The organism is Streptomyces sp. NPDC033216 (genome assembly GCF_055577115.1).
Map to the genome: position 1 here is coordinate 523,125 of NZ_JBVIQK010000003.1, position 26,606 is coordinate 549,730.

At 72.7% G+C, this 26,606-nt stretch carries 22 protein-coding genes and 1 pseudogene; 14 read left to right on the plus strand and 9 right to left on the minus strand.

Annotated features, from left to right (window positions below):
* Nucleotides 1-280 precede the first annotated feature (280 nt).
* The 6 genes from ACZ5Y0_RS08995 (at nucleotide 281) to ACZ5Y0_RS09020 (ending at nucleotide 7,216) form a co-directional block, all read left to right on the plus strand.
* Complete coding sequence (locus tag ACZ5Y0_RS08995) at nucleotides 281-1,240, plus strand: STM4015 family protein (RefSeq protein ID WP_469127941.1); 960 nt, start codon at nucleotides 281-283, stop codon at nucleotides 1,238-1,240.
* Nucleotides 1,241-1,310: 70 nt separating this feature from the next.
* Nucleotides 1,311-2,447 carry an STM4014 family protein gene (locus ACZ5Y0_RS09000; RefSeq protein ID WP_469127942.1) on the plus strand — a complete coding sequence of 379 codons (1,137 nt, stop codon included), beginning with the start codon at nucleotides 1,311-1,313 and terminating at the stop codon, nucleotides 2,445-2,447.
* 112 nt (nucleotides 2,448-2,559) lie between these two features.
* Nucleotides 2,560-3,387 carry an STM4013/SEN3800 family hydrolase gene (locus tag ACZ5Y0_RS09005; protein ID WP_469128039.1) on the plus strand — a complete coding sequence of 276 codons (828 nt, stop codon included), beginning with the start codon at nucleotides 2,560-2,562 and terminating at the stop codon, nucleotides 3,385-3,387.
* A complete protein-coding gene (locus ACZ5Y0_RS09010) occupies nucleotides 3,384-4,721 on the plus strand; it encodes an STM4012 family radical SAM protein (protein ID WP_469127943.1) in 1,338 nt (445 codons plus the stop codon). The genes ACZ5Y0_RS09005 and ACZ5Y0_RS09010 overlap by 4 nt, the downstream gene beginning before the upstream one ends.
* A 7-nt stretch (nucleotides 4,722-4,728) precedes the next feature.
* The gene (locus ACZ5Y0_RS09015; protein ID WP_469127944.1) at nucleotides 4,729-5,631 is read left to right on the plus strand and encodes an STM4011 family radical SAM protein; all 903 of its coding nucleotides are present in this window, start codon (nucleotides 4,729-4,731) and stop codon (nucleotides 5,629-5,631) included.
* A 28-nt stretch (nucleotides 5,632-5,659) separates the two neighbouring features.
* A complete protein-coding gene (locus ACZ5Y0_RS09020; protein ID WP_469127945.1) occupies nucleotides 5,660-7,216 on the plus strand; it encodes a CYTH and CHAD domain-containing protein in 1,557 nt (518 codons plus the stop codon).
* Between the two features lie 84 nt (nucleotides 7,217-7,300).
* On the opposite strand, the gene ACZ5Y0_RS09025 is transcribed toward ACZ5Y0_RS09020, so the two are convergent.
* The 5 genes from ACZ5Y0_RS09025 to ACZ5Y0_RS09045 all read right to left on the minus strand — a co-directional run bounded on the left by ACZ5Y0_RS09025 (nucleotide 7,301) and on the right by ACZ5Y0_RS09045 (nucleotide 14,918).
* Nucleotides 7,301-9,334, minus strand: coding sequence for an RICIN domain-containing protein (locus ACZ5Y0_RS09025; protein WP_469127946.1), 2,034 nt, complete (start codon nucleotides 9,332-9,334; stop codon nucleotides 7,301-7,303).
* A gap of 141 nt (nucleotides 9,335-9,475) precedes the next feature.
* On the minus strand, nucleotides 9,476-11,527 hold the full coding sequence (locus ACZ5Y0_RS09030; protein ID WP_469127947.1) for a beta-galactosidase: 2,052 nt from the start codon (nucleotides 11,525-11,527) through the stop codon (nucleotides 9,476-9,478).
* A gap of 73 nt (nucleotides 11,528-11,600) precedes the next feature.
* Complete coding sequence (locus tag ACZ5Y0_RS09035; protein ID WP_469127948.1) at nucleotides 11,601-12,938, minus strand: ABC transporter substrate-binding protein; 1,338 nt, start codon at nucleotides 12,936-12,938, stop codon at nucleotides 11,601-11,603.
* A gap of 101 nt (nucleotides 12,939-13,039) precedes the next feature.
* Nucleotides 13,040-13,987, minus strand: coding sequence for a carbohydrate ABC transporter permease (locus ACZ5Y0_RS09040; protein ID WP_469127949.1), 948 nt, complete (start codon nucleotides 13,985-13,987; stop codon nucleotides 13,040-13,042).
* A gap of 4 nt (nucleotides 13,988-13,991) precedes the next feature.
* Complete coding sequence (locus tag ACZ5Y0_RS09045; protein WP_469127950.1) at nucleotides 13,992-14,918, minus strand: carbohydrate ABC transporter permease; 927 nt, start codon at nucleotides 14,916-14,918, stop codon at nucleotides 13,992-13,994.
* 268 nt (nucleotides 14,919-15,186) lie between these two features.
* Here ACZ5Y0_RS09045 and ACZ5Y0_RS09050 point away from each other — a divergent pair, with 268 nt between their 5' ends.
* Entirely contained in the window at nucleotides 15,187-16,299 is a 1,113-nt protein-coding gene (locus ACZ5Y0_RS09050; protein ID WP_469127951.1) for a LacI family DNA-binding transcriptional regulator, read from the plus strand.
* A gap of 400 nt (nucleotides 16,300-16,699) precedes the next feature.
* Here the strand turns inward: ACZ5Y0_RS09050 and ACZ5Y0_RS09055 are convergent, their stop codons facing one another.
* Nucleotides 16,700-17,368 carry a lysophospholipid acyltransferase family protein gene (locus tag ACZ5Y0_RS09055; RefSeq protein ID WP_469127952.1) on the minus strand — a complete coding sequence of 223 codons (669 nt, stop codon included), beginning with the start codon at nucleotides 17,366-17,368 and terminating at the stop codon, nucleotides 16,700-16,702.
* Nucleotides 17,369-17,570: 202 nt separating this feature from the next.
* Between ACZ5Y0_RS09055 and ACZ5Y0_RS09060 the strand changes: the two genes are divergently transcribed.
* The 4 genes from ACZ5Y0_RS09060 to pgm all read left to right on the plus strand — a co-directional run bounded on the left by ACZ5Y0_RS09060 (nucleotide 17,571) and on the right by pgm (nucleotide 20,760).
* The gene (locus tag ACZ5Y0_RS09060) at nucleotides 17,571-17,747 is read left to right on the plus strand and encodes a hypothetical protein (RefSeq protein WP_467515849.1); all 177 of its coding nucleotides are present in this window, start codon (nucleotides 17,571-17,573) and stop codon (nucleotides 17,745-17,747) included.
* Nucleotides 17,748-18,144: 397 nt separating this feature from the next.
* Complete coding sequence (locus ACZ5Y0_RS09065; protein ID WP_469127953.1) at nucleotides 18,145-18,462, plus strand: hypothetical protein; 318 nt, start codon at nucleotides 18,145-18,147, stop codon at nucleotides 18,460-18,462.
* Nucleotides 18,463-18,665: 203 nt separating this feature from the next.
* Nucleotides 18,666-19,013 (plus strand): PRC-barrel domain containing protein, encoded by a 348-nt coding sequence (locus tag ACZ5Y0_RS09070; protein ID WP_469127954.1) that lies wholly within the window; start codon nucleotides 18,666-18,668, stop codon nucleotides 19,011-19,013.
* Nucleotides 19,014-19,119: 106 nt separating this feature from the next.
* Nucleotides 19,120-20,760 (plus strand): phosphoglucomutase (alpha-D-glucose-1,6-bisphosphate-dependent), encoded by a 1,641-nt coding sequence (pgm, locus tag ACZ5Y0_RS09075; RefSeq protein WP_469127955.1) that lies wholly within the window; start codon nucleotides 19,120-19,122, stop codon nucleotides 20,758-20,760.
* Between the two features lie 20 nt (nucleotides 20,761-20,780).
* Here pgm and ACZ5Y0_RS09080 read toward each other — a convergent pair whose 3' ends face one another.
* The 3 genes from ACZ5Y0_RS09080 to ACZ5Y0_RS09090 are packed head-to-tail and all read right to left on the minus strand — an operon-like array spanning nucleotide 20,781 to nucleotide 22,387.
* A complete protein-coding gene (locus ACZ5Y0_RS09080; protein WP_469128040.1) occupies nucleotides 20,781-21,044 on the minus strand; it encodes a DUF6510 family protein in 264 nt (87 codons plus the stop codon).
* Nucleotides 21,045-21,074: 30 nt separating this feature from the next.
* The gene (locus tag ACZ5Y0_RS09085) at nucleotides 21,075-21,818 is read right to left on the minus strand and encodes a ferredoxin reductase (RefSeq protein WP_469127956.1); all 744 of its coding nucleotides are present in this window, start codon (nucleotides 21,816-21,818) and stop codon (nucleotides 21,075-21,077) included.
* Entirely contained in the window at nucleotides 21,788-22,387 is a 600-nt protein-coding gene (locus ACZ5Y0_RS09090; RefSeq protein ID WP_469127957.1) for a sulfite oxidase-like oxidoreductase, read from the minus strand. The genes ACZ5Y0_RS09085 and ACZ5Y0_RS09090 overlap by 31 nt, the downstream gene beginning before the upstream one ends.
* Nucleotides 22,388-22,786: 399 nt before the next feature.
* Between ACZ5Y0_RS09090 and ACZ5Y0_RS09095 the strand changes: the two genes are divergently transcribed.
* From ACZ5Y0_RS09095 to ACZ5Y0_RS09105, 3 genes and pseudogenes are all read left to right on the plus strand, one after another.
* The gene (locus ACZ5Y0_RS09095; RefSeq protein WP_469127958.1) at nucleotides 22,787-24,475 is read left to right on the plus strand and encodes an MFS transporter; all 1,689 of its coding nucleotides are present in this window, start codon (nucleotides 22,787-22,789) and stop codon (nucleotides 24,473-24,475) included.
* Nucleotides 24,476-24,516: 41 nt separating this feature from the next.
* Nucleotides 24,517-25,329 (plus strand): annotated as a pseudogene (locus ACZ5Y0_RS09100) (PP2C family protein-serine/threonine phosphatase); the annotation flags it as partial.
* A 251-nt stretch (nucleotides 25,330-25,580) separates the two neighbouring features.
* Nucleotides 25,581-26,588 (plus strand): MASE1 domain-containing protein, encoded by a 1,008-nt coding sequence (locus ACZ5Y0_RS09105; RefSeq protein WP_469127959.1) that lies wholly within the window; start codon nucleotides 25,581-25,583, stop codon nucleotides 26,586-26,588.
* The last annotated feature ends 18 nt before the right edge of the window (nucleotides 26,589-26,606 follow it).

Consider the following 26,606-nt stretch of genomic DNA (forward strand, 5'->3'; position numbering starts at 1 on the left):
CTCGTCCGAGGGCCTGGCCGGTGCGGCCGGTCCGCGTGCTCCGATCGGGTCGGGCGCACCGGCGCGCGCACGTCCGGTCGCAGCCGAACGTCCAGGCGACCTCCTCGCGGGCCGTCCGGCCGGCGGGGGCACCCGCGGCCGACGCGTCCGGACCAGGCCCCCCACAGCGACCCCGAGGACGCCGCGGCCGAACCACCGCCCCGCCACCGGCGTTGTCAGTGCCTGTTGGTAGAACTGCGGTCACCACGGAACGCCCCTCTTCCTCCACAGGAGCAGCCGCATGACCATCGGCAACCACCTCGACACGCTGTACCGGCTGCCCGCCTACACCTTCCCCGGTCCCGAGGCGCGAACCGACGGCCTCCCCGAGGCGGAAGCCTTCGCCTGGCGGATCACCAGCGGTGTGTACGACGCCGACGAGGAGTGGACGCAGGCGTTCGCGCGCTTCTGCGCCGCCGTGGACACGACCCGCGTGCGCGCACTGATCGTCGGCGCCTGGGAGGAGGCGTACGAGACCGAACCCACCGCCGTGGTCGAGGCGCTGGTGGCGGCCCGCGAGCGGTTCCCCGCCCTGCGCGCGCTGTTCGTCGGGGACATGGTCATGGAGGAGTGCGAGATCTCCTGGATCAACCAGACCGATCTGACACCTCTCCTGGCCGCCTACCCCGAGCTGGAGGAGTTCGGCGTCCGCGGCGGCTCGGGCCTGCGCTTCCCGGCACTGAGGCACGGCGCCCTGCGCCGGCTCACCATGGAGGCCGGCGGCCTGCCCGCGGAGGTCGTGCGCGGCGTCGGTGCCAGCGACCTGCCCGCGCTGGAACACCTCGACCTGTGGCTGGGCACCCCCGACTACGGCGGCGACAGCGAGGCCGCCGACCTGGAGCCGATCCTGTCCGGCGCCCGCCTGCCACGCCTGCGTCATCTGGCGCTGCGCAACAGCGAGATGCAGGACGCCGTGGCCGCGGCCGTCGCCTCCGCGCCGGTCGTCGCCCGCCTGGAGGTCCTGGACCTGTCCATGGGGGTCCTGACCGACGAGGGCGGCACCGCCCTCCTGGCCGGACAGCCGCTCACCCATCTCAAGAAGCTCGACCTGCACCACCATTACCTCAGCGAGGCCCTCCAGGACCGGATCCGCCGGACCGTCGAGACCGAGGGCGTCCAGGTGGACCTCGACCGTGACGACGCCGACGAGGACCAGGACGGCGACGGCACCGTGTGGCGGTACGTGGCCGTGGGGGAGTGAACATCCCCTGAGCACGCCCCCGGACACCCCGCCACCGCGCGGAGCACCGAACACCCCACGAGAGGACGCCATGCAGCGGCCGGCCCTCCGCCGGCGGCCACGCTTCGCGGTCGTCGGCAACCCCGAGAACCGCCGCGTCACCCTCTTCGCGGACGCCGTGCGCGCGGCCGGCCTCCCCGCCCCGCGCGTCGTCGCCTGGAAGGACGTCCTGCGCGCGGGCGGGGCCGAGTTCGGCCCTGAGGAGATCGTCCGGATCGACTCACCGGGGGAGGACGCGGACGTCGACCGGCTGCTGCGCGGCACCGGCGACCCCACCCGCGTCGAGGGCTCGGCCCGCTGGTACGCCGGGTTCACCGCCGCGCTCGCCGGACTGCGCGGCGGCGTCCGGCTCGACGACCCGGACGACCTCCCGGTGCTGTTCGACAAGCGGCGCTGCCACGCCGTCCTCGACGCCGCCGGCGTACCGGTTCCCGCCTCGCCCACCTCCGGCCCGTCGGCGGCTCCGGTGCGCGGCTGGGACGACGTACGGACGCTGATGCGGGAACACCGGATGCCGCGACTGTTCGTCAAACCCGCGCACGGCTCGTCCGCCTCGGGGGTGCTGGCCGTGGAGACGGGCGGCCCCGGCCGGATCAGGGCCACCACGTCGGTGGAACTCACCGCCCAGGGGCGCCTGTTCAACTCCCTCAGGGTCCGCCGCTACGAGGACGAGCGGGACATCGCGGCCATCGTCGACGCCCTCGCCCCCGACGGCCTGCACCTGGAACGCTGGCTGCCGAAGGCCTCCCAGGGGGGCCGCGCCGCCGATCTGCGGGTCGTCGTCGTGGCCGGCCGCGCCACCCACGCGGTGGTCCGCACCAGCCGCTCGCCCCTGACCAACCTCCACCTGGGCGGCAGCCGCGGCGACCTCGAGGCGGCCCGGCGGGCCGTGGAGGCGGCGGGCGCCCGCTTCTCCGACCTGCTCGACGTGTGCGAACGGGCGGCGGCCCGCTTCCCTCGCACCCTCTGCGTGGGAGTCGACCTGCTGCCGGCCGTCGACTGGCGCAGAGCCTCCGTCGGCGAGGTCAACGCCTTCGGCGACCTGCTGCCCCGACTGACCGGACTGCCCGGCAGCGGCGCGGAGGGCCTCGACACCTACGCCACCCAGGTGGCCGCAGCCCTGGGCGGCGACCCCGCCCGGCGACAGAACAGGAACCCCCATGCGTGAGCCGGACATGAACCAGCCGGACGTAGGCGCGCCGGACATGAGCCGGCCGGACGGAGGCGCGCCGGACGTGAGCCGGCCGGACGGAGGCGCGCCGGACGTGAGCCGGCCGGACATGAACGAGGTGGTGGGCACCCACGACCTCCTTCTCGTCACCCTCGACACCCTGCGTCACGACGTCGCCGCCGACCTGGCCGCCGCCGGCCGCCTGCCGAACCTGACCCGGCATCTCCCCGGCGGCCGCTGGGAGAAGCGGCACGCCCCCGGCAGCTTCACCTACGCCTCCCACCAGGCGATCTTCGCGGGCTTCCTGCCCACCCCGGCGGCCCCCGGACCGCACCCCCGGCTGTTCGCGGCGAGCTTCGCCGGCAGCGAGACCACCGCCGACGGAACCTTCGTCTACGACACCCCCGACCTCGTGTCCGGTCTGGCGAAGGCGGGATACCACACGGTGTGCGTCGGGGGAGTGGGCTTCTTCAACAAGCAGGGTCCGCTGGGTTCGGTGCTGCCCGGCATGTTCCACGAGTCCCACTGGGCACCGGAGTTCGGCGTCACCTCACCCCGCTCCTTCGAGAACCAGGTGACCCGCGCCGAGCGCGTCGTACGCGAACTCCCGGCCGAACGGCGCCTGTTCCTGTTCGTCAACGTCTCCGCCCTGCACCAGCCGAACTGGTTCCACCTGCCCGGCGCGACCCGCGAGTCCGGCGACACCCGCGAGACGCACGCTGCCGCGCTGGAGTACGTCGACCGGCACATCGGCCGGCTGTTCGCGGCGGCGAGCAGCCGGCGCCGCTGCTTCGCGATCGTCTGCTCCGACCACGGCACCGCCTACGGCGACGACGGCTACACCGGACACCGACTCGGCCACGCATCCGTGTGGACGGTGCCCTACGCCCACTTCTTCCTCGACCCCGCACCCCGTCCGACGGAGGCCGCCCGATGACCACCGCCGAGCCGACCACCCGCACCAGCCCCTACCAGCACTACGTCTACGCCTATCCGCACAAGACCGCCTACCGCCCGCTCGCCGACCGACCGGCGCTCAGCTCCCTGTGGGCGGCCGAACCGAAGGACGCCCTCTCCCTCTACCTGCACATCCCGTTCTGCGAGGTCCGCTGCGGCTTCTGCAACCTCTTCACCCGCATCGGCGCCCCCGACGGCCTGACCGGCGCCTACCTCGACGCGCTCGAACGCCAGGCGGACGCCGTACGCGAAGCTCTCGGAGCCACCGACGAGGTGCGGTTCGCCACCGCGGCCTTCGGCGGCGGCACCCCCACCTTCCTCACCGCCGCCGAACTGGACCGCCTCTGCGACATCGCCGAGCACCGCATGGGCGCCGACCTGCGTGCCGTCCCCCTGTCCGTCGAGGCCTCGCCCGCCACCGCCACCGCCGACCGCCTCGCCGTCCTCGCCGACCGCGGCGCCACCCGGCTCAGCCTCGGCGTACAGAGCTTCGTCGACTCCGAGGCCCGCGCCGCCGTACGCCCGCAGCGGCGCGCCGACGTCGAGACGGCCCTCGGCCGGATCCGCGACGCCCGCATACCGGTCCTCAACATCGACCTCATCTACGGCATCGACGGCCAGACCGAGGAGACCTGGCGCCACTCCCTGGACGCGGCCCTCGCCTGGCGTCCCGAGGAGCTGTACCTCTACCCCCTCTACGTCCGCCCCCTCACCGGCCTCGACCGCCGCCGCGGCGGCCCCGACCCCGACTGGGACGAACAGCGGCTGCGTCTGTATTGGGCGGGCCGCGACCACCTCCTCGCCCACGGCTACACCCAGCGGTCCATGCGCATGTTCCGCCGTGCGGACGCCCCGTCCAAGGGGCCCGACGACCACGCCTGCCAGACCGACGGCATGATCGGCCTCGGCTGCGGCGCCCGCTCCTACACGGCCCGCCTCCACTACTCCTTCGACTACGCCGTCGACATGCACGAGATCCGCGCGATCATCGACGACTACGTCACGACCGCGGACTTCTCCCACGCCGAGGTCGGCCACGCCATGGACGGCCACGAGGCGCGCCGCCGCCACCTCCTCCAGTCCCTCCTCCAGGCCGACGGGCTGCGCGCCGACGACTACCGGGCCCGTTTCGGCACCGCCCCCGCCGACGACTTCGGCCCCGACCTCGAGCGCCTGGCCCACCAGGGCTGGCTGGCCGGCGACCCGGCGGTCCTCAGGCTCACCCCGGAGGGCCTCGCCCACTCCGACGCGATCGGCCCCGGCCTGTTCTCCCCGGCCGTGCGGGCCGCCATGGCCGCCTACGAGAGGAAGTGATCCCGTCATGGACCTGACGCTCCTCTACCGCGGGCCCCTGGCCTCCTGCGACTACGACTGCCCCTACTGTCCGTTCGCCAAGCGCCGCGACACCGGCCCCCAGCTCCGCGCCGACCGCGCCGCCCTGGGACGCTTCGCCGACTGGGCCGCGCGGCAGACCGACGACCGTCTCTCCCTGCTGTTCACCCCCTGGGGCGAGGGCCTCGTCCGCTCCTGGTACCGGCGCACCCTCGCCGACCTCTCCCGCCTCCCGCACATCCGCCGGGTCGCCATCCAGACCAACCTCGGCTGCCGTACCGACTGGCTCGCCGAGGCCGACCCTGACACTCTCGCCCTGTGGTGCACCTACCACCCCGGCCAGACCCCCTACGACCGCTTCCTCGCCAAGTGCCGCGACCTCACCGCCCGCGGCGTCCGCTTCAGCGTCGGCGTCGTCGGCCTGCCCGACCACCTCGAAGCGGCCCGCCGTCTGCGCGCCGACCTCCCCGACCACGTCTACCTGTGGATCAACGCCGCCGAGGGCCACACCTACAGCGACGCCGACGCCGCCCTGTGGACCGACCTCGACCCGCTGTTCCCCTACAGCCGCCACCCGCACACCAGCGCCGGCCTGCCCTGCCGCACCGGCGACTCCGTCGTCTCCGTCGACGGCGAGGGCACCGTCCGCCGCTGCCACTTCGTCCGGGCGCCGCTCGGCAACCTCTACGACGGCTCCTACCGCGCCGCCCTGCGCCCCCGCCCCTGTCCGCTGGCCTCCTGCGACTGCCACATCGGCTACGTCCATCTGGAGACGCTGCCCCTCTACGACGTCTTCGCGGGCGGCGTACTGGAGCGCGTCCCGGCCACCGCGCCCTCCCGGCACACCCCTGGCCCGCCGGACCCCTTGCCGGCCGGGGCCCAGGGGGTTTGATCCGGCGGATCGGGTCAACCGGGTAGACATGACCCAGTCGACGCGGGAGACGGAACGCAAGTACGAGGTGCCGACACGGGGCGACGTCCCCGGCCTGCCAGGACTGACAGGCGGGGCCACCGGCTGGTCACTGGTCGACGGCGGCACCCACGACCTGGACGCGGTGTACTACGACACCGCCGACCTGCGTCTGCTGCGCGCCGGAGCGACCCTGCGCCGCCGCACGGGCGGCCCTGACGCGGGCTGGCACCTGAAGCTGCCACTGGGCGGCGACACCCGGGAGGAGATCCGCGCACCCCTGGGGACGGACGATCACGGCAACCCGGACGACATCCCGGACAGCCTGCGTGACCTGGTGCTCTCCCGTACCCGCGGCGCCCGCCTCGAACCGGTGGTCCGCCTGCGCACCGGCCGGACCGTGCGCGAACTGGTCGATGCCGACGGCGGCCTCCTCGCCGAGCTGAGCCTCGACCGGGTGCGCGCCGACTCGCTGCGCGGCGACCGAGGCCGCGCCGACTGGACCGAGCTGGAGGTCGAAGCGGTCGCCGAGGACACCGCCCGCACCGTCCTCGAACGCGTCGAGAAGGCGCTCCGCAAGGAGGGCTTCACCCGCTCGGAAGCCTCGTCCAAGGTGGCCCGTGCCCTGACGGAAACCGGGCCCGACAAGGCGGCGGTCCCACGGCGACCCGACGGCACCGCACCCGGCACCGCCGGCGAGCACGTGCTCGCCTACCTGACCGAACAGGTCCGAGCCGTCGTGGACCTCGACCCGGCGGTGCGGCGCGGCCTGCCGGACGCGGTGCACAGGATGCGCGTCGCCTGCCGCCGGCTGCGCAGCTGCCTGCGTTCGTACCGCCCGCTGCTCGACCGCGAGGTCACCGAGCCGGTCCGGGCGGAACTGAAGTGGCTCGGCGGCGAACTGGGCGCCGAACGCGACCAGGAGGTACTGCTGGAACGGTTGCGCGGCGGGGTCGACGCCCTTCCCGGAGAACTGGTCCTCGGACCGGTCTCCGCCCGCCTCCAGGCCTGGGACGCCGCCCGCTCGTCCGAGGCCCGCGACCGGACGCTCGCGGCACTGTCCTCGCCGCGTTACGTGGCCCTCCTGGAGGCCCTGGAGCGGCTCGGCAGCAGGCCGCCGCTGCGCCCCAGGGCCGCCCGGAAGCCGGCCAAGGTTCTGCCCGGAGCGCTTCTGAAGGAGCACGACCGACTCGCCCGCCGTGTGGAGCGCGCCCTGCGAACGCCTCCGGGCCCGGAGCGTGACGCCGCCCTCCACCATGCCCGCAAGGGAGCCAAGCGCGTCCGGTACGCGGCCGAGGCGGCCGGACCGGCCCTCGGCGGCGCCGCGAAGCGCCTCGGCAAGCGCGTCACGGCCGTGCAGAAGGCGCTCGGCGACCACCACGACAGCGTCGTGGCCCGCGAGACCCTGCGTCGCCAGGCCGTCTCGGCCCACCGGGCCGGTGAAGCCGGCTTCACCTGGGGCCTGCTGTACGGCCGGGAGCAGGCCGGGGCCGCCGACCGGGAACGGGAGCTGCCGCGGCTGTGGCGGGCCGCCACCGGCGGCGTGCGCAAGGCGCTGCGCCCCTGACGTCCGGAACCGACGCGAGAGGCCCGCGCCCCCCACCGTGTGGACAGGGTGCGGGCGCGGGCCTCCGAGCCGGGGGCCGGGACGCTACGACGCGTCGGTCACGTCCGTGACCCTCCAGCGCTGGTTGGAGCCGGAGTTGGGCTGCCAGGTCGTGACCGCGGCGCCCTCGTTCGTCGCCTGGCCGCCGACCTCGAGGACCCGACTGGTGGCGGGGTTCACGAGCGTCCAGGTGCCGTCACCGGTGGTCGACATGACCCACTCGGTCGCAGGGTCGCGCTCGCCAGTGTCGGGTTCCACCACGGGGACGTTGCCGCGGACGGCGAGCCGTTCGCCCTCGGCCGGGTTGGCGAACACGTACCGCTGGCGGGCGCCGGTCTCGCCGTACCGGGAGTCGAGCCGCCACTGCTGGGCGGTGCCGCCGTTGCCGGTGCCGAGGACCAGATCGGTGCCGTTCGCGGCGACGGTGACCGCCTTGCCGCTCTGCACGCCGGTGAGCGTGTAGGTGTGGCCCTTGCGGATCAGCGGGGCGTCCTTGGCGACGCCGGACACGCCCTTGACGGCGAAGGAGGTCACCGACTGGGCGGGCACGGTGAAGGTGGCCCTGCGGTCGCTGACCGCGATCGGCGCCTGTGGCTGGAGCTTGCCGTCGGCGCTGGTCACCACCGGGGTCACGGTGGCCTTCTTGCCGATCTTGCGGAACTTCGACAGGTCGATGGTGACCGTGCGGGCCTCGGTGGTGCTGTTGACGTGGACGAGCGAGGCGCCCTTGCCGTCCGCGGTGACGGCGGCGGCACTGGAGGTGTCGTCCACCTTGATCAGCTTGTCGCCGGGCTTGATGAAGTGCGTGAAGTTGCGGGCGGTGTCGAACTTGGTGTTGGTGTGGATCGGGCAGGACTCCAGGGTGTCCTTCGAAGTGCAGCTGAACGGGAGCTGGATGCTGCCCCAGTTGCCGCCCTTCGCGGACTCGCCGCCCGGCCTCATGTTGTCGTAATCCTCGACCGGCTGCCAGAACACCCAGGCCCTGGGCTCCAGTTCGCGCAGGTCGTTCACCATCTGCTGGGCGAGACCGAGACCCGGCCGCATGTCGGTGAAGCTCTGGCCGTCACCCCAGTCGCCCTCGACCTCGCTCATCCACAGCGGCTTGTCGGCCGCCTTGGCCAGGTCCCGTACGGCGGTGCGCTGCCCGGTGCCGTAGGTGTGGACGTTCATCTGGTCGACGAGGTCGCGGGAGGCCTGCGAGTAGGAGTTCCAGTTCGTGGCGAAGATGCTCGGGTTGGTCTCGTCCATCGCCGAGATGTCTGCCTTGACCTTCGCCTTCCTCAGTGCGGGCGCCAGGGCGGCGAGAACCTTCTGCTGGACCTCGGGCCCGATGTGGGCGCCCTCCTGACGGCCGCCGACCGGCCGGCCGTCCGCACCGAGACGGGTGCCCCAGTAGTTGGTGTTGGGCTCGTTGAAGGGGTCGATCGTGTCGACCTTGATGCCCTCGGCCTTCTCCAGCCGCTTGGTCGCGCCCGCCAGATAGGCGGCGAAGTCGTCGACGGACTCCGGTTTCAGCTGCTCGGCGCTGGAGTCGAAGCCGCCGGAGACGTAGCCGCTGACGGTCATGAACCACGGCGGGGAGTTGCTGAACGTCTCCCAGTGGTCGATGTCGTTCTTGATCCGGTCGACCCACCAGCGCTGGTTGGCGTCGGCGTCCTTGTTCCAGTCGGCCGGGTCGTCGGCGCTCCACCAGTCGGTGTCCGTGCGGGTGGTGCCCGCGGGCGCCTTCCACCAGCCCTCGACCGCGCCGCCGGCGCGCAGGTAGTCCTTGACGTCCGGGGCGTTGCCGCCGCCGATGTTGTACCGGGCGATGTTGAGCGCCAGCCCCTCGTCGCCGAAGAGGAGGTCCGCCAGCTTCTCCCGTATCTCCGTCGGATAGTCGCCGGTCGCGTTGGCGAACCACACGAGACTGGTGCCCCAGCCCTCGAACCTCTCCTGCTGGTACGACGGGTCGGGCCGCACGGTCACGGACGCGGCGGCCTCGGCCTGCGCCGGAACGGCGAGCAGGGCGGCCCCCGTGGCCAGAGCGGTCAGTCCGGCGCCCCCGAGGGTCCGTCTGTTGCGGGTACGGCGTGCCATCTGTTCTCCCAACTGCGGTGCGGTCGCTGCGTGGGCCCCTCCCGCCCGGGCGGGCGGGAGGGGATGGCTCCCGGCACGGGTGCGTGCCGTGCCGAGGAGTGGTGCGGGGTGGGGATGTGCGTGCGGCTCGGCGGGGGTGTCTCAGCCGGCGGGCTGGCGCAGTACGGCGACCTCGCGAGGTCCGAGGACCAGGGGGCCGCCCGCGCCGTCCGGGCCGCCGGTGCCGACCAGGACGTCCCCGGAGAGCCCGGTGACCGGCACCGAGTCGTCGGTCCGGTTCACCAGGAACAGGAACCGTCCCGAGTCGCCGCGCCGGACGGTCAGTTCGACCCGCCCGCGTGCCTCCCGCGGAAGCTCGCTGGCGACCCCGGCCGGTTCCAGCAGCCGCGGCAGCAGCGACACCAGCCCGTCGACGCCGAGGCGGGTGGAGACGTAGGACGCCGACCCCTCGCCCGTGGGACGGCGGGTGACGGCGGGCCGGCCCGCCTGCGCACCGGTGCGGTAGCGGGCCAGGACCTGCGTGTCGGCGTCGGCGACGGTGATCTGGTCGGTCCACAGGGTGCCCGAGGTGCCGTCGTCCAGGTCCACGCTCTCGCCGGCCAGGAGCGGTCCGAACTCCTCGACGCGGATGCCGAGCAGCTCACGCAGGGCGCCCGGATAGCCGCCCAGCCAGACGTGGTCGTTCTCGTCGACGACGCCGGAGAAGTACGTGGTGACCAGGTGACCGCCCTGCTCGGCGTAGCGCGTCAGCTCCTTGGCCAGCTCGGCGGGCACCATGTGCAGCACCGGGGCGATCAGCACCTGGTGGCGGGAGAGGTCGGCGCGGGTGGTGACGAGGTCGGCGCGGACGCCGAGGGCGAGGAGCGCCGAGTACCAGTCGAGCGCCTCCTGCCGGTAGTCGAGCAGCGAGGTGGGGTGCGAGTCCTGCTCGCTGGCCCACCACGACTCCCAGTCGTACAGGACGCCCACCCGGGCGCTCTCCCGCTCGGTCCCGGCGACCGGGGCGAGGGTCTTCAGGGTGTCGCCGAGCGCGGCCACGGCCCGGAACAGGTCGCTGTCCTCGCCGGCGTGGGGGACCATCGCCGAGTGGTACTTCTCGGCGCCGGCCGCCGACTGCCGCCACTGGAAGAAGCACACCGCGTCGGCGCCGTGCGCCACGTGCAGCAGGGCGTCGCGGGCGAGGTCGCCGGGCCGCTTGGCCACGTTGACCGGCTGCCAGTTCACGGCGCTGGTGGAGTGCTCCATCAGGAACCAGGGCCGCCCGCCCGAGATGCCGCTGACGAGGTTCGCCGAGAAGGACAGCTCGTCGCGGTCCTGCGGTCCGGGGTGGACGTAGTGGTCGTTGGAGACGAAGTCGACCTCCTCCGCCCAGTCCGGATAGTTCATGCCCTTGGTGCCGCCCATCACCATGAAGTTGGTGGTGACCGGAATCTCGGGCGTCAGCTCGCGCAGGACCTCCCGCTCGGCGCGCAGGTGGTCCTTGAGCGCGTCGGAGGAGAAGCGCTTGAAGTCGAGCTGCTGCGTGGGGTTGGGGTGAGAGGCGGCCAGCCTCGGCGGCAGGATCTGCTCCCAGTCGCTGTAGCGCTGCGACCAGAACGCCGTGCCCCACGCGTGGTTGAGGGCCTCCAGCGTGCCGTACCGGGCGCGCAGCCACACGCGGAAGGCGCGGGCCGCGTCGTCGGAGTAGTCGTAGATGTTGTGACAGCCCAGCTCGTTGGAGATGTGCCAGGCCACCAGCGCGGGGTGGTCCTTGTAGCGGGCCGCCAGCTCCCGCACCAGGCGCAGGGCGTGCTCGCGGAAGACCGGGGAGGTGGGCCGCCAGTGCTGGCGGGCACCCGGCCACACCGTCTCGCCGTTCGCCGTCACCGGCAGGATCTCCGGGTGGGCGGTGGTCAGCCAGGGCGGCGGGGACGCGGTCGCGGTGGCCAGGTCGACGCCTATGCCCGCCGCGTGCAGGAGGTCCATGACCTGGTCGAGCCAGCCGAAGTCCCAGGTGTCCCGGGTCGGCTGGATCCGGGCCCAGGAGAAGATCGCCACGGACACCACGGTGACGCCGGCCTCGCGCATCAGCCGTACGTCCTCCTCCCACACGTCCCGGGACCACTGCTCGGGGTTGTAGTCGGCGCCGTAGGCCAGACGCGGGGCGGGGTCACCGTCCGCCCCGCGGCGGCGGGAGTGGAGGGTGGAGATCATGGTGGTCCTTCCGGGGTGTGGTGCACGGGGGCGGCGCGGAGATCGCCCGCGCCGCCCTGCGTCTGTCGCTGTCCTACTTCTCGACGGTGAAGCCCTGCTCCTCGCCGTACTTCACCGAGGCGTCCTGCCAGGCCTTCAGACCGTCCGAGAGCTTGGTCCCGGAGACGTAGGCCTTGCCGACGGTGTCGTTGAAGATCGAGTTGGCGTACTGCTGGAACGGCAGGTACGACCAGTCGTCGGCGACGTTCGCGGCGGAGTCGGCGAAGATCTTGTTCGCCTCCTGGCCACCGAAGTAGTCGAACTTGGTGCTCTGGAACTCGGAGGACTGCAACTCCGCGGTGGTCGCCGGGAAGGCGCCCTGCTTGACGCGGGTCCGCACGCCGTCACCGGAGTTCGCGTACTCGACGAAGGCGTACGCGAGTTCCTTGTTCTTGCCGAGCGACGGCAGGGTCAGCGAGCTGCCGCCGTTCTCCGCGCCGGCCTTGTCGCCCTTGGTCCACGCCGGCATCGGGGCCGCACGCCAGTCACCGGCCGCGTTCGGCACACCGGTGACGAAGTTGGCGGGCATCCAGGCGCCGGTGGTCAGGGTGGCGATGGTGCCGTCGCCCAGGCCCTTGTACCAGTCGTCGGTCCAGCCGTTGATCGGCGCGACGAGCTTCTCGTCGATGAGCTTCTGCCAGGTGTCCGTGTACTTCTTGGCGCCCGCGTCGTTGAAGTCGATCTTCACGTCGGTGCCGTCGACCTTGTACGGGCGCGAACCGGCCTGCCACAGCATGCTGGTGGTGAAGCCCGCGTCACCGGCGTCGTTGGCGATGTACACCTTGGGGTCGGCCTTGTGCAGCGCCCGCGCGGCGTCGACGTACTCGTCCCACGTGGTCGGGACGGCGATCTTGTGCTTGTCGAAGACCTTCTTGTTGTAGAACATCGCCATGGGGCCGGAGTCCATCGGCAGGCCGTAGACCGCCTTGCCCTCGGTGACGGCGTTCCACGGGCCCGGCGTGTACGTGGACGCCAGCTTGCCCGCCCCGAAGGGGGCGAGGTCGGAGAGGCCCTTGGTGAGCGCGTACTGGCTCACCGCGAAGTACTCGACCTGCGCGACGTCCGGGACGCCCTTCTCGGCCGATATCGCGTTGGACAGGGCGGTGTAGTGCTTGTCGCCCGACCGCTCGCTGACCAGGTTGATCTTGACCTTCGGGTACTTCTTCTCGAAGTCGGCGGCGACCGTCTTCAGCGTGGGCTCCCAGGCCCACACCGTCACCGTGCCGCCCTTCTTCAGCGCCGCCTGGACGTCCGAGGCGGAGACCGCCTTCTGGGCGGAGTCGTCGTCCGAGCCACCGCAGGCGGTGGCGCCCAGGGCGAGAGTGGACAGGAGGGCGATGCCGCGAAGCAGGCGGCTGGTCTTTCTGCGCATGGAGGTGCTTCCACTTCTTCGTGGGTGGGACGGGGTGAGGGTGGTGGTGCGCGGTGCGGACTGAACGTGGGGCTGGGGGGCGCGGCCGCGGGGCCGCGGGATCACTCCTTGACGCTGCCCGCGGCGAGACCCGACTGCCAGTACTTCTGGAGCAGCAGGAACGCGGCGATGAGCGGCAGGATGGTGAGGAGCGAACCGGTGATCACCAGGTTGAAGATGACGTCGCCGCCGATGGTCTCGGCCTGGGAGTTCCACGCGCTCAGACCGAGCGTCAGCGGGTACCAGTCCGAGTCCTTGAGCATGATCAGCGGCAGGAAGTAGTTGTTCCAGGTGGCGACCGTGGTGAACAGCAGCACGGTCACGATGCCGGGCGCGAGCAGCGGCAGGGCGACGGTGAAGAAGGTGCGGGCCTCGCCGGCCCCGTCGATGCGGGCGGCCTCCAGCAGTTCGGTGGGGATGGCCTCGGTGGCGAACACCCACATCAGGTACAGGCCGAACGGCGAGACCAGCGAAGGGATGATCACCGCCCACGGGGTGTCGGTCAGGCCCATCTTGCTGAACATCAGGAAGGTGGGCACCGCGAGGGCCGTACCGGGGACCGCCACCGCGCCGATGACTGTGGCGAAGACGCCGCGCTTGCCGGGGAAGTCGAACTTCGCCAGCGCGTAACCGCCCAGGATCGCGAGGAAGGTGGCCCCGCCGGCGCCCAGCACCACGTACATCAGGGTGTTCAGAAGCCAGCGCGTGAACACGCCGTCGTCGTAGGTGAAGGTGTCGCGGATGTTGTCCCACAGCGCGAAGTCGTCGGCGAACCACATCCCGGACGAGTCCGCCAGACCCGCCTGCGTCTTGGTGGCGTTGATGGCCAGCCAGATCAGCGGTACGACGGTGTAGACGACGATCAGCGAGGTCAGCACCGTCAGCAGCACGCTGCGCCTGGGCTTGCCGGCGGAGGGCTTGCGCGGCTTGCGCAGCCGCGGCGTGTTCCGGCCGGGCCCCGGGGTCTTCGCGGGTGCGGAGGGGGAGGCGGTGGTGAGAGGGCTGCTCATCGGGTCACGCTCCCTTGCGCATGCCGCGCAGCTGCACGACGTAGGCGATCACCATCGTGATCAGGCCCATGATGATGGCCACCGTCGCGGAGTAGTTGTGCTGCTGGCCGTTGAAGGACAGCGAGTACGTGTAGTAGTTCGGCGTGTAGTCGGTGGTGATGGCGTTGCGGGCGAGCGGCCGCAGGATGTTCGGCTCGTTGAACAGCTGGAAGCTGCCGATGATGGAGAAGATCGTCGCGATGACCAGGGCGCCCCGGATCGCGGGCAGCTTGATCGCGGTGATCACGCGGAACTGTCCGGCGCCGTCGATCTCCGCCGCCTCGTACAGCGAGTGCGGGATGACACGCAGGGCCGAGTAGAAGATCAGCATGTTGTAGCCGACGAACTCCCAGGTGACGATGTTGCCGATGGACGCCAGCACCAGGTCGGGGGAGAGCGGGTCGGGCAGCGAGACGCTGAACGCCTCGTTGATGTCACCGACGAGGCCGTACTTCGTGCCGTACATGAAGCCCCACATGAGGGTGGCGACCACGGCGGGCACGGCGTACGGCAGGAAGATCGTGATGCGGAAGAAGCTCTTGCCGTAGAGCCGTCCGCTGTCCAGTGCCAGCGCCACCAACAGGGCGATGCCCAGCATGATCGGCACCTGTATGGCCAGGAACAGCGACACCCGCCCGAGCGCGGCCCAGAACCGGTCGTCCTGCAACGCCTGCGTGTAGTTGTCGAGGCCGACGAACCGCGTGCCGCCGATGAGCTGGTCGCGGAAGAGACTGAGGTAGATCGAATACACGATCGGAGCCAGGAAGACCAGGGCGAACACGGCCACGAAGGGGCCGATGAAGCCCCAGCCCGTCCACGAGCGGCGGTCCCGTTTCGCCGGAGGGGGCGCCGGCCGCGGCTCGGCGGCCACCGGCGGTTGCAGCGTCGTCATGTCGTTCCTCGCTCATCCAGTCCTGGACCCGCGGTGCCGCGCCGACGTGCCGTGCGCACCGCCACGATGTTTACGCAAACATCGACCCCCGCGAAGACTCGCTGGGCTGTTATGTTTACGTAAACATCTGATGGCGGCATGTCTACACTGCCCCGATAACCATGGTCAAGGGTCATCTGAGGAGACCCTGAAAGCTGCGGCGACAGAGAGGTGGGGGCGACGGGTGGAGACGGCTGGAGGAGCCCCGGCGAACGGAGCCGGGACGGCCATGGGCCCGGCCGGGGGCGTTCAGGAGACGGGCGGCGCGGTGCGACGGGCTCGCGGCCGTGGCCGGGCCACCGCCTCGATGGCGGACGTGGCACGCCTCGCGGGCGTGTCCTCGCAGACGGTCTCGCGGGTCTCCAACGGTTACGCCGGTGTGAACGAGGAGACCCGGCGACAGGTGCTCGCCGCCATGAAGGAGCTGGGCTACCGGCCCAACAGCGCGGCCCGCGCCCTCAAGCGCGGCGAGTTCCGCACGATAGGCGTGATCACCTTCACGCTGTCGACGACCGGCAACGTGCGCACCCTGGAGGCCATCGCGACCTCCGCCGCGGCCGAGGGCTACGCGGTGACGCTGCTGCCGGTCGCCGTGCCCACCCAGGACGAGGTGCGCGGCGCCTTCTCGCGCCTGGAGGAACTCGCCGTCGACGCGGTCATCGTCATCATGGAGGTCCATCTGTTGGACGCGGCGACCGTCACCCTGCCGCCGCACGTCCAGGTGGTGGTCGTCGACTCCGACGCCGGCAGCCACTACACCGTCGTCGACACCGACCAGTCCGGTGGTACCCGCACCGCCGTCCAACACCTCCTGGACCTCGGCCACTCGACGGTCTGGCACCTGGCGGGGCCCAAGGGCTCCTTCGCCGCCCAGCGCCGGGCAGACGCCTGGCGTGGAGCGCTCACCGACGCGGGCCGCCCCGCGCCGCCCCTCGTCCGCGGTGACTGGTCGGCCGAGTCCGGCTACCGCGCCGGCCTGGAACTCGCGGCCCACGAGGACTGCACCGCCGTCTTCGCGGCCAACGACCAGATGGCCCTCGGCCTGCTGCGCGCCCTGCACGAACGCGGCCGGCGCGTCCCCGAGGACGTCAGCGTGATCGGCTTCGACGACATCCCCGAGGCCGGCTCCTTCCTGCCCCCGCTGACCACCGTCCACCAGGACTTCGCCGAGGTCGGCCGCCTCTGCGTCCAGGCCGTCCTCCGCAAGATGCGCCGCGACGGCCCCCAGCGCGGCACGACCCTCGTACCGACCCGCCTGGTCCGCCGCGACAGCACGGCACCGCCTCCGGGCGCCGCCCGCGCAGGGGAGTTGCCGCCGGCCGGGGAGCCCGGAGCGGGCTGAGGCCGACAGGGCCTGGCTGGTGGGGTGCCCAGGAGGCGAGGCCGACAGGGCCTGGCTCATGGGGGCCCAGGAGGCGCACGGGGTGCCACGCACGTGCTCCGCGGGTCGGACGGGTGTGGGGTCGGGGCGTACGGGACGCCTGGCGCCGGCACCGGGCGTGGCGGCGTCCGGCGCGAGGCGAACGCGTCGTCGGCGCGCCGAGGTCTCGCTGCCCGAGAAAGAGGCCGCCGCGGCGCAGACGGCGTTCGGCGACGCCCGCCGGGTGCGAGTCCGACCCGTGAGAGCAGGCGTGGGCAAGCCCGGGAACCGCGAGCGCCCGGCCGATCCCGCGGTCTCGGGTCCGGTGCGACGGCGGCGCCCGGCGCCCCTCCCGCCACCGGGGGCCCAGGGGACCCGGCCCCTACACCAGGTCCAGTTGCAGATCCCGTTCGCCCACCGCTCGGGCGGCTGTGCGCCAGGCGACCGTGACGGCGGTGCGGGCGGCCGCCGCGCCGGTGCGGGCCTCCGCGGGAAGTCGTAGCGGGGCGCCGACGTGGACGTGGCAGCGGGGGCGGCGTACCGGTGCGGTGAGGGCGCCCGCCATCTGCTTGGCCGTCGAACCCGAGGAGATCCGCCGGGCGCCGACGTGGCCCACCGGCACCACCAGGGCGCCGGAGACCTGCGCGAGCCGGGCGAGTCCGGTGCGGAACGCCTCCGGCGGGCCGGGTGCCGCGTCCTTGCGGGCCGGCAGGCCGCCCTCGCCGTAGAGCAGGACGTGCCGGCCCCCGGCGAGTGCCTCGGCGGCCGCGTCGAGGGCGTGTGCGGCGCGAGCGGAGCGGCGGTGCACGGGGATGTGCCCCTCGCGGGCCAGCACCCGCCCGAGCACCGGCACCCGCCAGAGCCCCGCGGTCGCCATCACCACCGGCTCCACGCCGAGTCCGCGCAGCGCGGCCAGGACGACCGCGGGGTCGGCCAGGGAGTCGTGGTTGGCCGCGAAGATGGTCCCCGCGGACAGACGCATGCGCAGTTCACTGGTCACGGTGAGGCGCCCGAACAAGGGCACCAGGACGGAGGCGGCACGGGTCAGCACGGCGGGCCCTTTCCGGTCGGGGAGGGTGAGTGGGCCCAGTCTCGTGGCGGCACGGCGACCGCGCCTGAGTACGCCTACTCAGACACCCGTGCGACCTCGTGCGGATTCCGCCGTGTTCACGGCCCGGTCGGGGGCATCCGCACAACGACGGACCCGACCGGGCCGACACCGGCACCCACTACCCCCCGAAGGGACGGACATCGTGCTGGCCATCATCGCGGCGGTGGCGTTCTTCATCGCCTTTCTGATCAACGCGGCGGAGATCTCGACCAACGACGCCTTCACCTCCACCAACATCATGCTGCTCGGCCTGACCCTGCTCGCCCTCCACGTGGCAGGCATCGGCGCCGGCTGGTCGGCGCGCGGTCGCAGACGCTGACGGTGAGGTCGGTCGGGCCCGCCTCCGGGGTTCCGGAGGCGGGCCCTCGTCGTAGCCGTGGCGAGGACGAGGGCCTCACCCGTCGCCGTCGGTCGCCGTACCGGCGAAGGGTGAGGGGAAAGCCGCTCGACCGGGGTCGGAATCGTCAGCGACGTCGCGGCCACGGCTCCGGGGCGGGACCGGCGCGGTGCTCGGTGACCGTCCCCCGGCCACCGAGCACCGCACCGGTCGTCGTGGCCGGGAGCCGGTCACGGCCCCGCACTCCGGCCCGCTCCCGCCCCGACCGTGCCCCGTGCGGCTCGCGTCCCCGCCCCGCTCCGCGACCAGCGGGTTCGGCCGCGCTCCCATGGCGGACGCGACTCGGGGTAGGCGGGAGGGAACCCAGGAAAGGATCGTCATGACGACTTATGTGATCAGCGTCCCCGGCACCTTCACCACCGGCGTCGACGCGGACACCCGGTCCCGGATCAGCCGGTCGCTGAGTCCGACCGACCCGCACCGCACACAGCTGGGGAACAGCGAGGACCTCGACGCCCTCTCCCTGAACGACGACGACACCTTCACCATCCGGCTGACCGTGGAGGCGGACACCGCCCCGCACGCCGAGGAGAGCGCGCGGCTGCTCGCTCAGGAGGCCCTGCGAGAGTCCGGGCTGGACGAGAGCGACGCCCCGCTGGGACCGGCGGCGGTCACCGGCATCGACTCCGACGTCTGAGGCCGCCCCCGCCCGAGGGCGGACGCCGGAACCGGAACCGTTGTCCCGGACGCCGGCCGCCCCCGGCCGTCGGCACTCGACGGCCGGGCCGTCCGCACCCTTGGGCCGCCCGCGGAAACGCCGGACCCGCTTTCCGGCACGTCTGCCGCCGGCCGTACCGGGCACACGCAGGACCACGACCACAGGGAGACAGGGAGGACATCGTGAGCGAATACCGAGGGCACACCGTCCCGACCGCGGGACACACCCCGGACGACGACCTGACCGGCTACCAGGTGGACGCCAGGGACGGTCACACGGGCAAGGTCAGCAAGTACTCCGCGGATCTCGGCCCGCAGTTCCTGGTCGTGCGCACCGGCATCTGGTTCCTCGGCAAGGACGTGGTGCTTCCGGCGGATGCCGTCATGGGCGTCGACCACCAGGCGCGCATCGTGCAGGTCTCCCGGACGAAGGACGAGGTGAGGTCGGCGCCCGTCTTCGACGCGGACACGTACCTGGGCGACCCCCGCCACCGTGACCAGCTCGGCGGCCGGCACGGTTCGGGACACTGACCCGGCCCGTGCGGGCTCGGCGGACCGGGCCCCTCTCGCGGACCGACCCGCTGGCGGGGAAAGATGGGACGGCGAGCGACGGATCAACCATGCGGAGGAACGGACCATGCAGCACGAACGAGCGGGCCGGCCGGCCGGCCCCGAGGACCTCGTCGACGTGGCCCGGCTGGTCACCGCCTACTACGCGCTGCACCCCGACCCCGCCGATCCGGCGCAGCGGGTGGCGTTCGGCACGTCCGGGCACCGCGGCTCCTCCCTGAACACGGCGTTCAACGAGGACCACATCGCCGCGACCAGCCAGGCCATCTGCGAGTACCGCGGCGCGCAGGGCACCGACGGCCCCCTCTTCCTGGGTGCCGACAGCCACGCCCTGTCCGAGCCGGCCAGGGTCACCGCCCTGGAGGTCTTCGCCGCCAACGACGTGACCGTGCTCATCGACAGCGCCGACGGCTACACGCCCACCCCGGCCGTCTCGCACGCCATCCTCACTCACAACCGGGGCCGCGCGACGGGCCTGGCGGACGGGGTGGTCGTCACCCCCTCGCACAACCCGCCGGGTGACGGCGGCTTCAAGTACAACCCGCCCACCGGCGGGCCGGCCGGCTCGGACGCGACCTCCTGGATCCAGGACCGCGCCAACGAGATCATCGCGGCCGGTCTGAAGGACGTACGCCGCGTTCCCTACCGGCAGGCGCTCGCCGCCCCCGGCACCGGCCGCCACGACTTTCTCGGCGCCTACGTCGCCGACCTGCCGGCCGTCCTGGACCTGGACGCGATCCGCGCCGCGGGCGTGCGCATCGGCGCCGACCCGCTCGGCGGGGCCTCCGTCGCCTACTGGGGCCGTATCGCCGAGGAGCACCGCCTCGACCTGACCGTGGTCAACCCCCTCACCGATCCCACCTGGCGGTTCATGACGCTGGACTGGGACGGCAAGATCCGTATGGACTGCTCGTCGCCGTACGCGATGGCCTCGCTCATCGGTCAGCGGGACCGGTTCCACATCGCCACGGGCAACGACGCCGACGCCGACCGGCACGGCATCGTCACGCCGGACGCGGGTCTGATGAACCCCAACCACTACCTGGCCGCCGCCATCGCCTACCTCTACACCCACCGGGAGCAGTGGCCCGCCCACACCGGCATCGGTAAGACCCTGGTGTCGTCCTCCATGATCGACCGGGTGGCCGGCGATCTCGGCCGCCGACTCGTCGAGGTGCCCGTCGGCTTCAAGTGGTTCGTGGACGGCCTGGTCGACGGTTCGCTCGGCTTCGGCGGGGAGGAGTCGGCCGGCGCGTCCTTCCTGCGCCGCGACGGTTCGGTGTGGACCACCGACAAGGACGGCATCATCCTGGCGCTGCTCGCCTCCGAGATCACCGCCGTCACGGGAAGGACCCCGTCGGAGCACTACGCGGCCCTCACGGCACGGTTCGGCGACCCCGCCTACGCCCGGATCGACGCCCCCGCCTCCCGCGAGGAGAAGGCGCTGCTCGCCAAGCTCTCGCCCGCGCAGGTCACCGCGGACACCCTGGCGGGGGAGCGCGTCACCGGCGTCCTCACCGAGGCGCCCGGCAACGGCGCGGCCATCGGCGGCATCAAGGTGACCACCGAGAACGCCTGGTTCGCCGCCCGCCCCTCCGGCACGGAGGACGTGTACAAGATCTACGGCGAGTCGTTCCGGGGCCCCGACCACCTCCGCCAGGTGCAGGAGGAGGCGAAGGACGTGGTGATGACGGCCCTCGGCGGCTGACGCGAGGCCCGCGCCCCGGCTCAGGCGACGGTGAAGCGGAACGCGCCGTCGCCCGAGCCCAGCGTGAGCCACACGTGCCGTTCCTCCCGCACCAGCCGCAGCGCCACATACGCGCAGCCGGGGCACCGCGCGGTGAGGCCCGGCTCGGGACCGTAGACGTGCAGTTCCGCGAGGGGGCCCGAGCGGGCGCACTCCGGGCAGCGCCACCACGCGGCGGTGGGCTCCACGGCGAGGATCTCGGAGAGCGGTCCGGCAAGGCAGTTGCCGTCGCGGTGCGAGGCCATGTCGGTCACGGGGTCCTCCAGGGTCGGGGGTCAGCCGAAGCGCTCGGTGCGGATGGTCGCCGGGTCGCGTCCCAGACCGGTCAGCAGGTCGCCGACCGTCTCGACGAAGCCGGTGGGGCCGCAGACGTACACCGTGCCGGCCGGCGGCAACCGGGCCGACACGTCCGCCAGGTCGGCCGCCGTGATGCGGCCGGGAGCGCGAACGGCGTCGGCCGGGGCCTCGCGGGTGTACAGCACGCGTACGTCGAGATCGGGGTGGTGGGCGCCGAGTTCCTCGCGGTACCAGACGTCCTCGGCGCCGCGCACGGAGTACAGCAGCTCGAAGGGGCCGCGCGGCAGGGACCGCCGGTGGGCGCGCACCATGGCGGCCAGCGGTACGATCCCGGACCCGCCGGCCACCAGGAGCACCGGCTCGGTCCGTCCCGGCCGCCACACGAACCAGTTGCCGAGCGGCCCGCGCACCTCCACCTCCGCCCCGACCGGCAGCCCGTCGGCCAGATACGGCGAGACCTCCCCGCCGACCACCGCCTGCACGCCCAGTTCGACGCGGTCTCCGTCGGTGGGCGCGGCCAGGGAGTAGCTGCGTACGGCCTGGTAGCCGTCGTCGGCGGTCAGGCGTACGTCGACATGCTGGCCGGGCAGATGGCCGGGCCAGCCGGGGACGGTGAGGATCAGGGTGCGGGCGGTGGCGTTCTGCGGACGGCGCTCCACCAGCCGCGCCCGGCGCCAGGCGACGGCCACGCTCAGTCGCCCCAGTTGCGCTGCTCGCGCCACGGGTCGCCGTAGTCGTGGTAGCCGGCGCTCTCCCAGAAGCCGGGCTCGTCCTCATGGGTGAGCCGGATGCCCCGGACCCACTTGGCCGACTTCCAGAAGTACAGATGCGGCACGAGCAGCCGGGCCGGTCCACCGTGCTCCGGCGACAGCGGAAAGTCGTCGAACGTGTGGACGATCCAGGCCTGGCCGTCGAGGAGGTCCTCCAGCGGCAGGTTCGTGGTGTAACCGCCGTAGCTGCTGATGACGACGTAGTCCGCGGCCGTCTCCACCTCCTCGAAGAAGGCGTCCAGGGACACACCGCGCCACCGGGTGTCGAACTTGGACCAGCGCGTGACGCAGTGGATGTCGTGCACGGTCTCCTGCTGGGGCAGCGCCATCATGCTGTCCCAGTCCCACGCCTGCGTCTCACCGGTCTCCGTGGTGACGGTGAACTGCCAGGACTCGGTGGGGATCCTCGGCGTGGGACCCGCCGAGAGCACGGGGAACGACTCCGTCGGGTACTGGCCGGGCGGCAGCTTGTCGGCCAACCGCCTGCCGCGGCCCTGGAAGCCGGGGGAGAAGGAGTTCACGGTGTCATCTCCTGGTCACGTCCGCCGGGGGAGCGTACGGGGTTCGTAGTCAGTGTCGGGCGGCGGCGGCCCGTCCACCAGCCGGGGCGGACCGCGGGCCGGCATTCCCGGCGCCGAGGCGGCGCCCCGCCGGGTCGTCGTTCCCAGGCGGCGCACCGGCTGGTCGTCGTTCCCGGCCTCGCACAGGCTGGGGCCTCCGCGCACTGGCGACTCGTCCCCGCGTGCACCGCGACCGGTCCGCCGGCGCACAGGTCTTGAGAGCCCGGTGTCGCCGCCGCGCCCGGCACGTCCGTGCACCGGGGGGACGGCGGCCGTGCGCTCCCGGACAACCCGTCCGGCCCCACCGCTCCTACAGTCGCTCCGTCCGGAACCACCGGCTCGGCACCACCTGGGGTTCGCATGCGCAACAGACCGAAGACCGCGGGGACACCGCGACCCGACTCGCCCTGGGCGCCCCTCGCGGGGCGCCTCTTCCGTGCCCTGTGGACCGCGCAGCTCGTCTCCAACATCGGCGGCTGGATGCAGACCGTGGGCGCCCAGTGGCTGCTGGTCGGGGAGAACGCGGCGCTGGTCACGCTCGTCCAGACCGCCTCCAGCCTCCCCGTCGTCCTGTTGGCCCTGCCCTCGGGTGTGGTCGCCGACCGCTTCGACCGGCGCCGGGTGCTGTTGACCGCCCAGTTCGCCATGGTGGCCGTGTCCGGCGTGCTCGCCGCGCTCGCCTTCGCGGACGCCCTCGACCCGGCCTCCCTGCTGTCGCTGACCTTCCTGCTGGGGTGCGGCACCGCCCTGATGGGACCGGCCTGGCAGGCCGTGCAGCCGGAACTGGTCGAGCGTGAGCGCCTCGGCCAGGCCGCAGCGCTCGGCGCGGTGAACATGAACCTCGCGCGCGCCGTCGGTCCCGCCCTCGGCGGAGCCGTCGTGGCCGCGGCGGGCGCCGGCTGGGTCTTCGCGTTCAACGCCGTCTCCTACGTGGGCACTGCCACCGTCCTGATCCTCTGGCACCGCCCCGCCGCCCCCGTCCGCCCCGGCGGCGGGGAACGGCTGCTGCCCGCCCTGCACGCGGGCCGGCGCTACGTGTGGAACGCGCCCGGCGTCCGCCGCGTGCTGCTGCGCACGCTGCTGTTCGTGCCCGGCGGCGCCGCCCTGTGGTCGCTGCTCCCGGTGACCGCGGACCGCACCCTCGGCCTCGGCTCGGGCGGCTACGGCCTGCTGCTGGGCGCGGTGGGCGTGGGCGCCGTGGCGGGGGCGTTCGTGCTGCCCCTGATCCGTCGCACCCTCGGCGCGAGCGGCACGCTCGCCGCCGGCACCCTGGTCTTCGCGGGCGCTCTGACGGTGCTCGCCGGTCTCCGGTCACCCTGGCTGGTGGCGGCCGCCCTGCTGCCCGCCGGTCTGGCCTGGATCGGGGTGCTGTCCACCCTGAACGCGGCCGTGCAGACCAGGCTCCCCGGCTGGGTGCGGGCCCGCGGTCTCGCCGTCTATCTGCTGGTCTTCCAGGGTGGCCAGGCGTGCGCGGCGCCGCTGTGGGGCACTCTCGCCGACCGGCTGGGCCTGTCCACCGCCTACCTGGTCAGCGCCGCCCTGATGGTGCTCGGCGCGGTGACCGTCAGGGTGTGGCCGCTGCGCGACAGTCGGGGCATCGACCCGTCGCCGTCCACCCACTGGCCGGTGCCACCGCTGGTGTTCGAGCCCGGCCCGGCCGACGGCCCCGTCCTCGTGTCCGTCACCTACCGGGTGCCGGCGGGCAACCGCGCGGAGTTCACCGCCCGCATGGCGCACGTCGCCCGGTCGCGGCGCCGTACCGGCGCCCTCACCTGGGGCCTCTACCAGGACGGCAACGACCCCGAACGCTTCCTGGAGCACTACCTCGTCGGCTCCTGGAACGAGCACCTCGCCCAGCACGGCGACCGGCTGACGGTCACCGACCGCCGGCACGAGGAGCGGGCCCGCGCGCTGCTCGCACCGGGCAGCGAGCCCGAGGTCACGCATGCCTTCGACACCGCGTCGGGCCCGCCGGTGACGGCCCCCGAAGGTTCCGCGATGTCAGGTAGTACGCATATGTCGGTATCATCCAGTAAACGTAAATTATGAAGTTCGCCCCGAAGGGGCTACCGTCCTCTCCGGAGTGAGCCATGCCCCGCAAGCGCCCGACGGACGACGGCGACGAGTTGCTGGCCAGACTCGGTTCGCTCACCGCCCAGGCTCGCGAACGCGCGGAACGGCAACGCTCCCGCGTCGAGCTGGCCATCGCCCTCCAGAGGGGCATGCTCCCGAGGGACCTGCCCACCGCGCGCGGCTACCGGCTCGCCGTCCGGTACGCGCCCGCCTACCACGGCCTCAATGTGGGCGGTGACTGGTACGACGCCTTCGGGATGTCCGACGGCCGTATCGGCCTGTCCATCGGCGACGTCCAGGGGCACAACCTAGAGGCGACCGCCTTCATGGGCCAGGTCCGCGTCGGCCTGCGCGCCCTCGCCTCCGTCACCAGCGAGCCCGGCGAACTGCTCGCCGCGACCAACGACCTGCTGATCTCCCTGGGCGGCGACCTCTTCGCCACGTGCACCTTCATGCGCCTGGACCCCGCGACCGGGGTACTGGAGAGCGCTCGCGCCGGTCACATTCCGTGCGTGTGGGCCACGGCCGACGGCAGGTCCGGGGTGGCCCAGGACGAGGGCGGGCCGCCTCTCGGCGTCCAGGAGGGGATGGAGTACCCGGTCACGCGTTACCGGCTCACCCAGGGCGGGGTCTTCGTGCTGCTCACCGACGGCGTCGTGGAAGGGCCGTCGATGAGCGTCGAGGAGGGCCTGGACCAGGTCGTGCGGCTCGCCGGCATCGCCGCGGTCGCCGGACTGGAGGCCCACGCCCTCGCCACCGCCGTGATGAAGGGTGCCGAGCGTGTCGGGCACGAGGACGACGCGGCCGTCCTCGTCGTCGGACACGACGGGCTCACGGAGGGTGGGGACGACGACGCTCAGGGAAACGTGGGGACGGTGGGGCTCGCGGGCGGGTGGGATTCCGGGGCCCTGAGCCGGATCGTCATCGCGTTCCCGAAAGAGACGCACGCGCCGCTCGCCGGTGACGACAGGACCCCTGGTGGGTGGGGACGACGGGATCCCGGATGCAAGGCACGGCGCGTTCAGCCATAGGGCCGTTCCCCGAGCCTCCCGCCTCGCCGCCGGGGCGGGCCCGGTGTCTGATGGCTGCTGTGGTGGGCACCAGCGATCTGCGTCGGCCGGCCGTCCTCGCCGCGGAGACGGCGGCGGTCGCGGTCTGCTACTACGCGGCCGGAGAACTGGGCCTGCTGCGCCAGCTCGTCGTCGAGGGCGCCATCTTCACCCCCATCTGGCCGCCCTCTGGCGTCGCCGTGGCCTGTCTGCTGATCTTCGGGCTCCGCTGCTGGGCGGGCATCGCCCTCGGGGCGCTGCTCGTCATCCTCTCGCTCACCTCGCTCAGCCCCGCCGTCGTCTTCAACCTGGCGGGCAACACCGCCGCCCCCGTCTGCGCCTACCTCATGCTGCGCAGAGTGGGCTTCCGCAGCGACCTGGCCCGCTTACGCGACGGTCTCGCCCTGGTGTTCCTGGGGGCGCTCACCGCGATGCTGCTCAGCTCCACCGTGGGCGTCGGGGCCCTCCTCGTCACCGACCAGCTGCCCGCACACGCCTTCTGGCCGGTCTGGCTGGCCTGGTGGGTCGGTGACGCGATGGGGGTCCTCCTCGTCACGCCCGTCCTGCTCGTCGTGCACGCCGCTCGTCGGCCGCCGCCCCTGGCCCGCTGGAAGGAGGCCGCGAGCCTGGCCGTCATCGCCCTCGCGCTGATCCCCCTCGCCACCAACAGCCGCGTCAGCCTTCTCTTCCTCGTCTACCCGCTGCTGATCTGGGTCGCCCTGCGCTTCCAGCTCGTCGGCAGCATGCTGTGCGCCCTGTTCACCTCGGTACTGGCCACCGTCGCGGCCACCGACGGCGTGGGCCCCTTCGCGAACCTGACGCGCGTGGAAGTGATGAGCAAGCTCCAGGCCTTCAACGGCACGATGGCCCTGACCGCCCTGCTGCTCTCGGCCGTCATCACCGAACAGCGCAACACCCGCCGCTCGGTGGAGCGGGCCTGCCAGGAACTGGTCGAGGTCCTCGAGCACCTCGCGGCGGGCGACGCGCCGTACAGCCGGCCCCCGAAGGACACCGAGGGCGATCCGCCCCGCGACCTCTAGCGCGCCGGCGAGATCCGG

Bases quoted from the DNA above. Each gene is read 5' to 3' on its own strand.
- ACZ5Y0_RS09080 (WP_469128040.1), bottom strand. From the start codon at position 21,044: ATGGCCTCGCACCGCGACGGCAACTGCCTTGCCGGACCGCTCTCCGAG.
- ACZ5Y0_RS09045 (WP_469127950.1), bottom strand. From the start codon at position 14,918: ATGACGACGCTGCAACCGCCGGTGGCCGCCGAGCCGCGGCCGGCGCCC.
- ACZ5Y0_RS09095 (WP_469127958.1), top strand. From the start codon at position 22,787: ATGCGCAACAGACCGAAGACCGCGGGGACACCGCGACCCGACTCGCCC.
- ACZ5Y0_RS09025 (WP_469127946.1), bottom strand. From the start codon at position 9,334: ATGGCACGCCGTACCCGCAACAGACGGACCCTCGGGGGCGCCGGACTG.
- ACZ5Y0_RS09005 (WP_469128039.1), top strand. From the start codon at position 2,560: ATGAACGAGGTGGTGGGCACCCACGACCTCCTTCTCGTCACCCTCGAC.
- ACZ5Y0_RS09020 (WP_469127945.1), top strand. From the start codon at position 5,660: ATGACCCAGTCGACGCGGGAGACGGAACGCAAGTACGAGGTGCCGACA.
- pgm (WP_469127955.1), top strand. From the start codon at position 19,120: ATGCAGCACGAACGAGCGGGCCGGCCGGCCGGCCCCGAGGACCTCGTC.
- ACZ5Y0_RS09040 (WP_469127949.1), bottom strand. From the start codon at position 13,987: ATGAGCAGCCCTCTCACCACCGCCTCCCCCTCCGCACCCGCGAAGACC.
- ACZ5Y0_RS09010 (WP_469127943.1), top strand. From the start codon at position 3,384: ATGACCACCGCCGAGCCGACCACCCGCACCAGCCCCTACCAGCACTAC.
- ACZ5Y0_RS09030 (WP_469127947.1), bottom strand. From the start codon at position 11,527: ATGATCTCCACCCTCCACTCCCGCCGCCGCGGGGCGGACGGTGACCCC.
- ACZ5Y0_RS09000 (WP_469127942.1), top strand. From the start codon at position 1,311: ATGCAGCGGCCGGCCCTCCGCCGGCGGCCACGCTTCGCGGTCGTCGGC.
- ACZ5Y0_RS08995 (WP_469127941.1), top strand. From the start codon at position 281: ATGACCATCGGCAACCACCTCGACACGCTGTACCGGCTGCCCGCCTAC.
- ACZ5Y0_RS09065 (WP_469127953.1), top strand. From the start codon at position 18,145: ATGACGACTTATGTGATCAGCGTCCCCGGCACCTTCACCACCGGCGTC.
- ACZ5Y0_RS09015 (WP_469127944.1), top strand. From the start codon at position 4,729: ATGGACCTGACGCTCCTCTACCGCGGGCCCCTGGCCTCCTGCGACTAC.
- ACZ5Y0_RS09050 (WP_469127951.1), top strand. From the start codon at position 15,187: ATGGGCCCGGCCGGGGGCGTTCAGGAGACGGGCGGCGCGGTGCGACGG.
- ACZ5Y0_RS09035 (WP_469127948.1), bottom strand. From the start codon at position 12,938: ATGCGCAGAAAGACCAGCCGCCTGCTTCGCGGCATCGCCCTCCTGTCC.
- ACZ5Y0_RS09105 (WP_469127959.1), top strand. From the start codon at position 25,581: ATGGCTGCTGTGGTGGGCACCAGCGATCTGCGTCGGCCGGCCGTCCTC.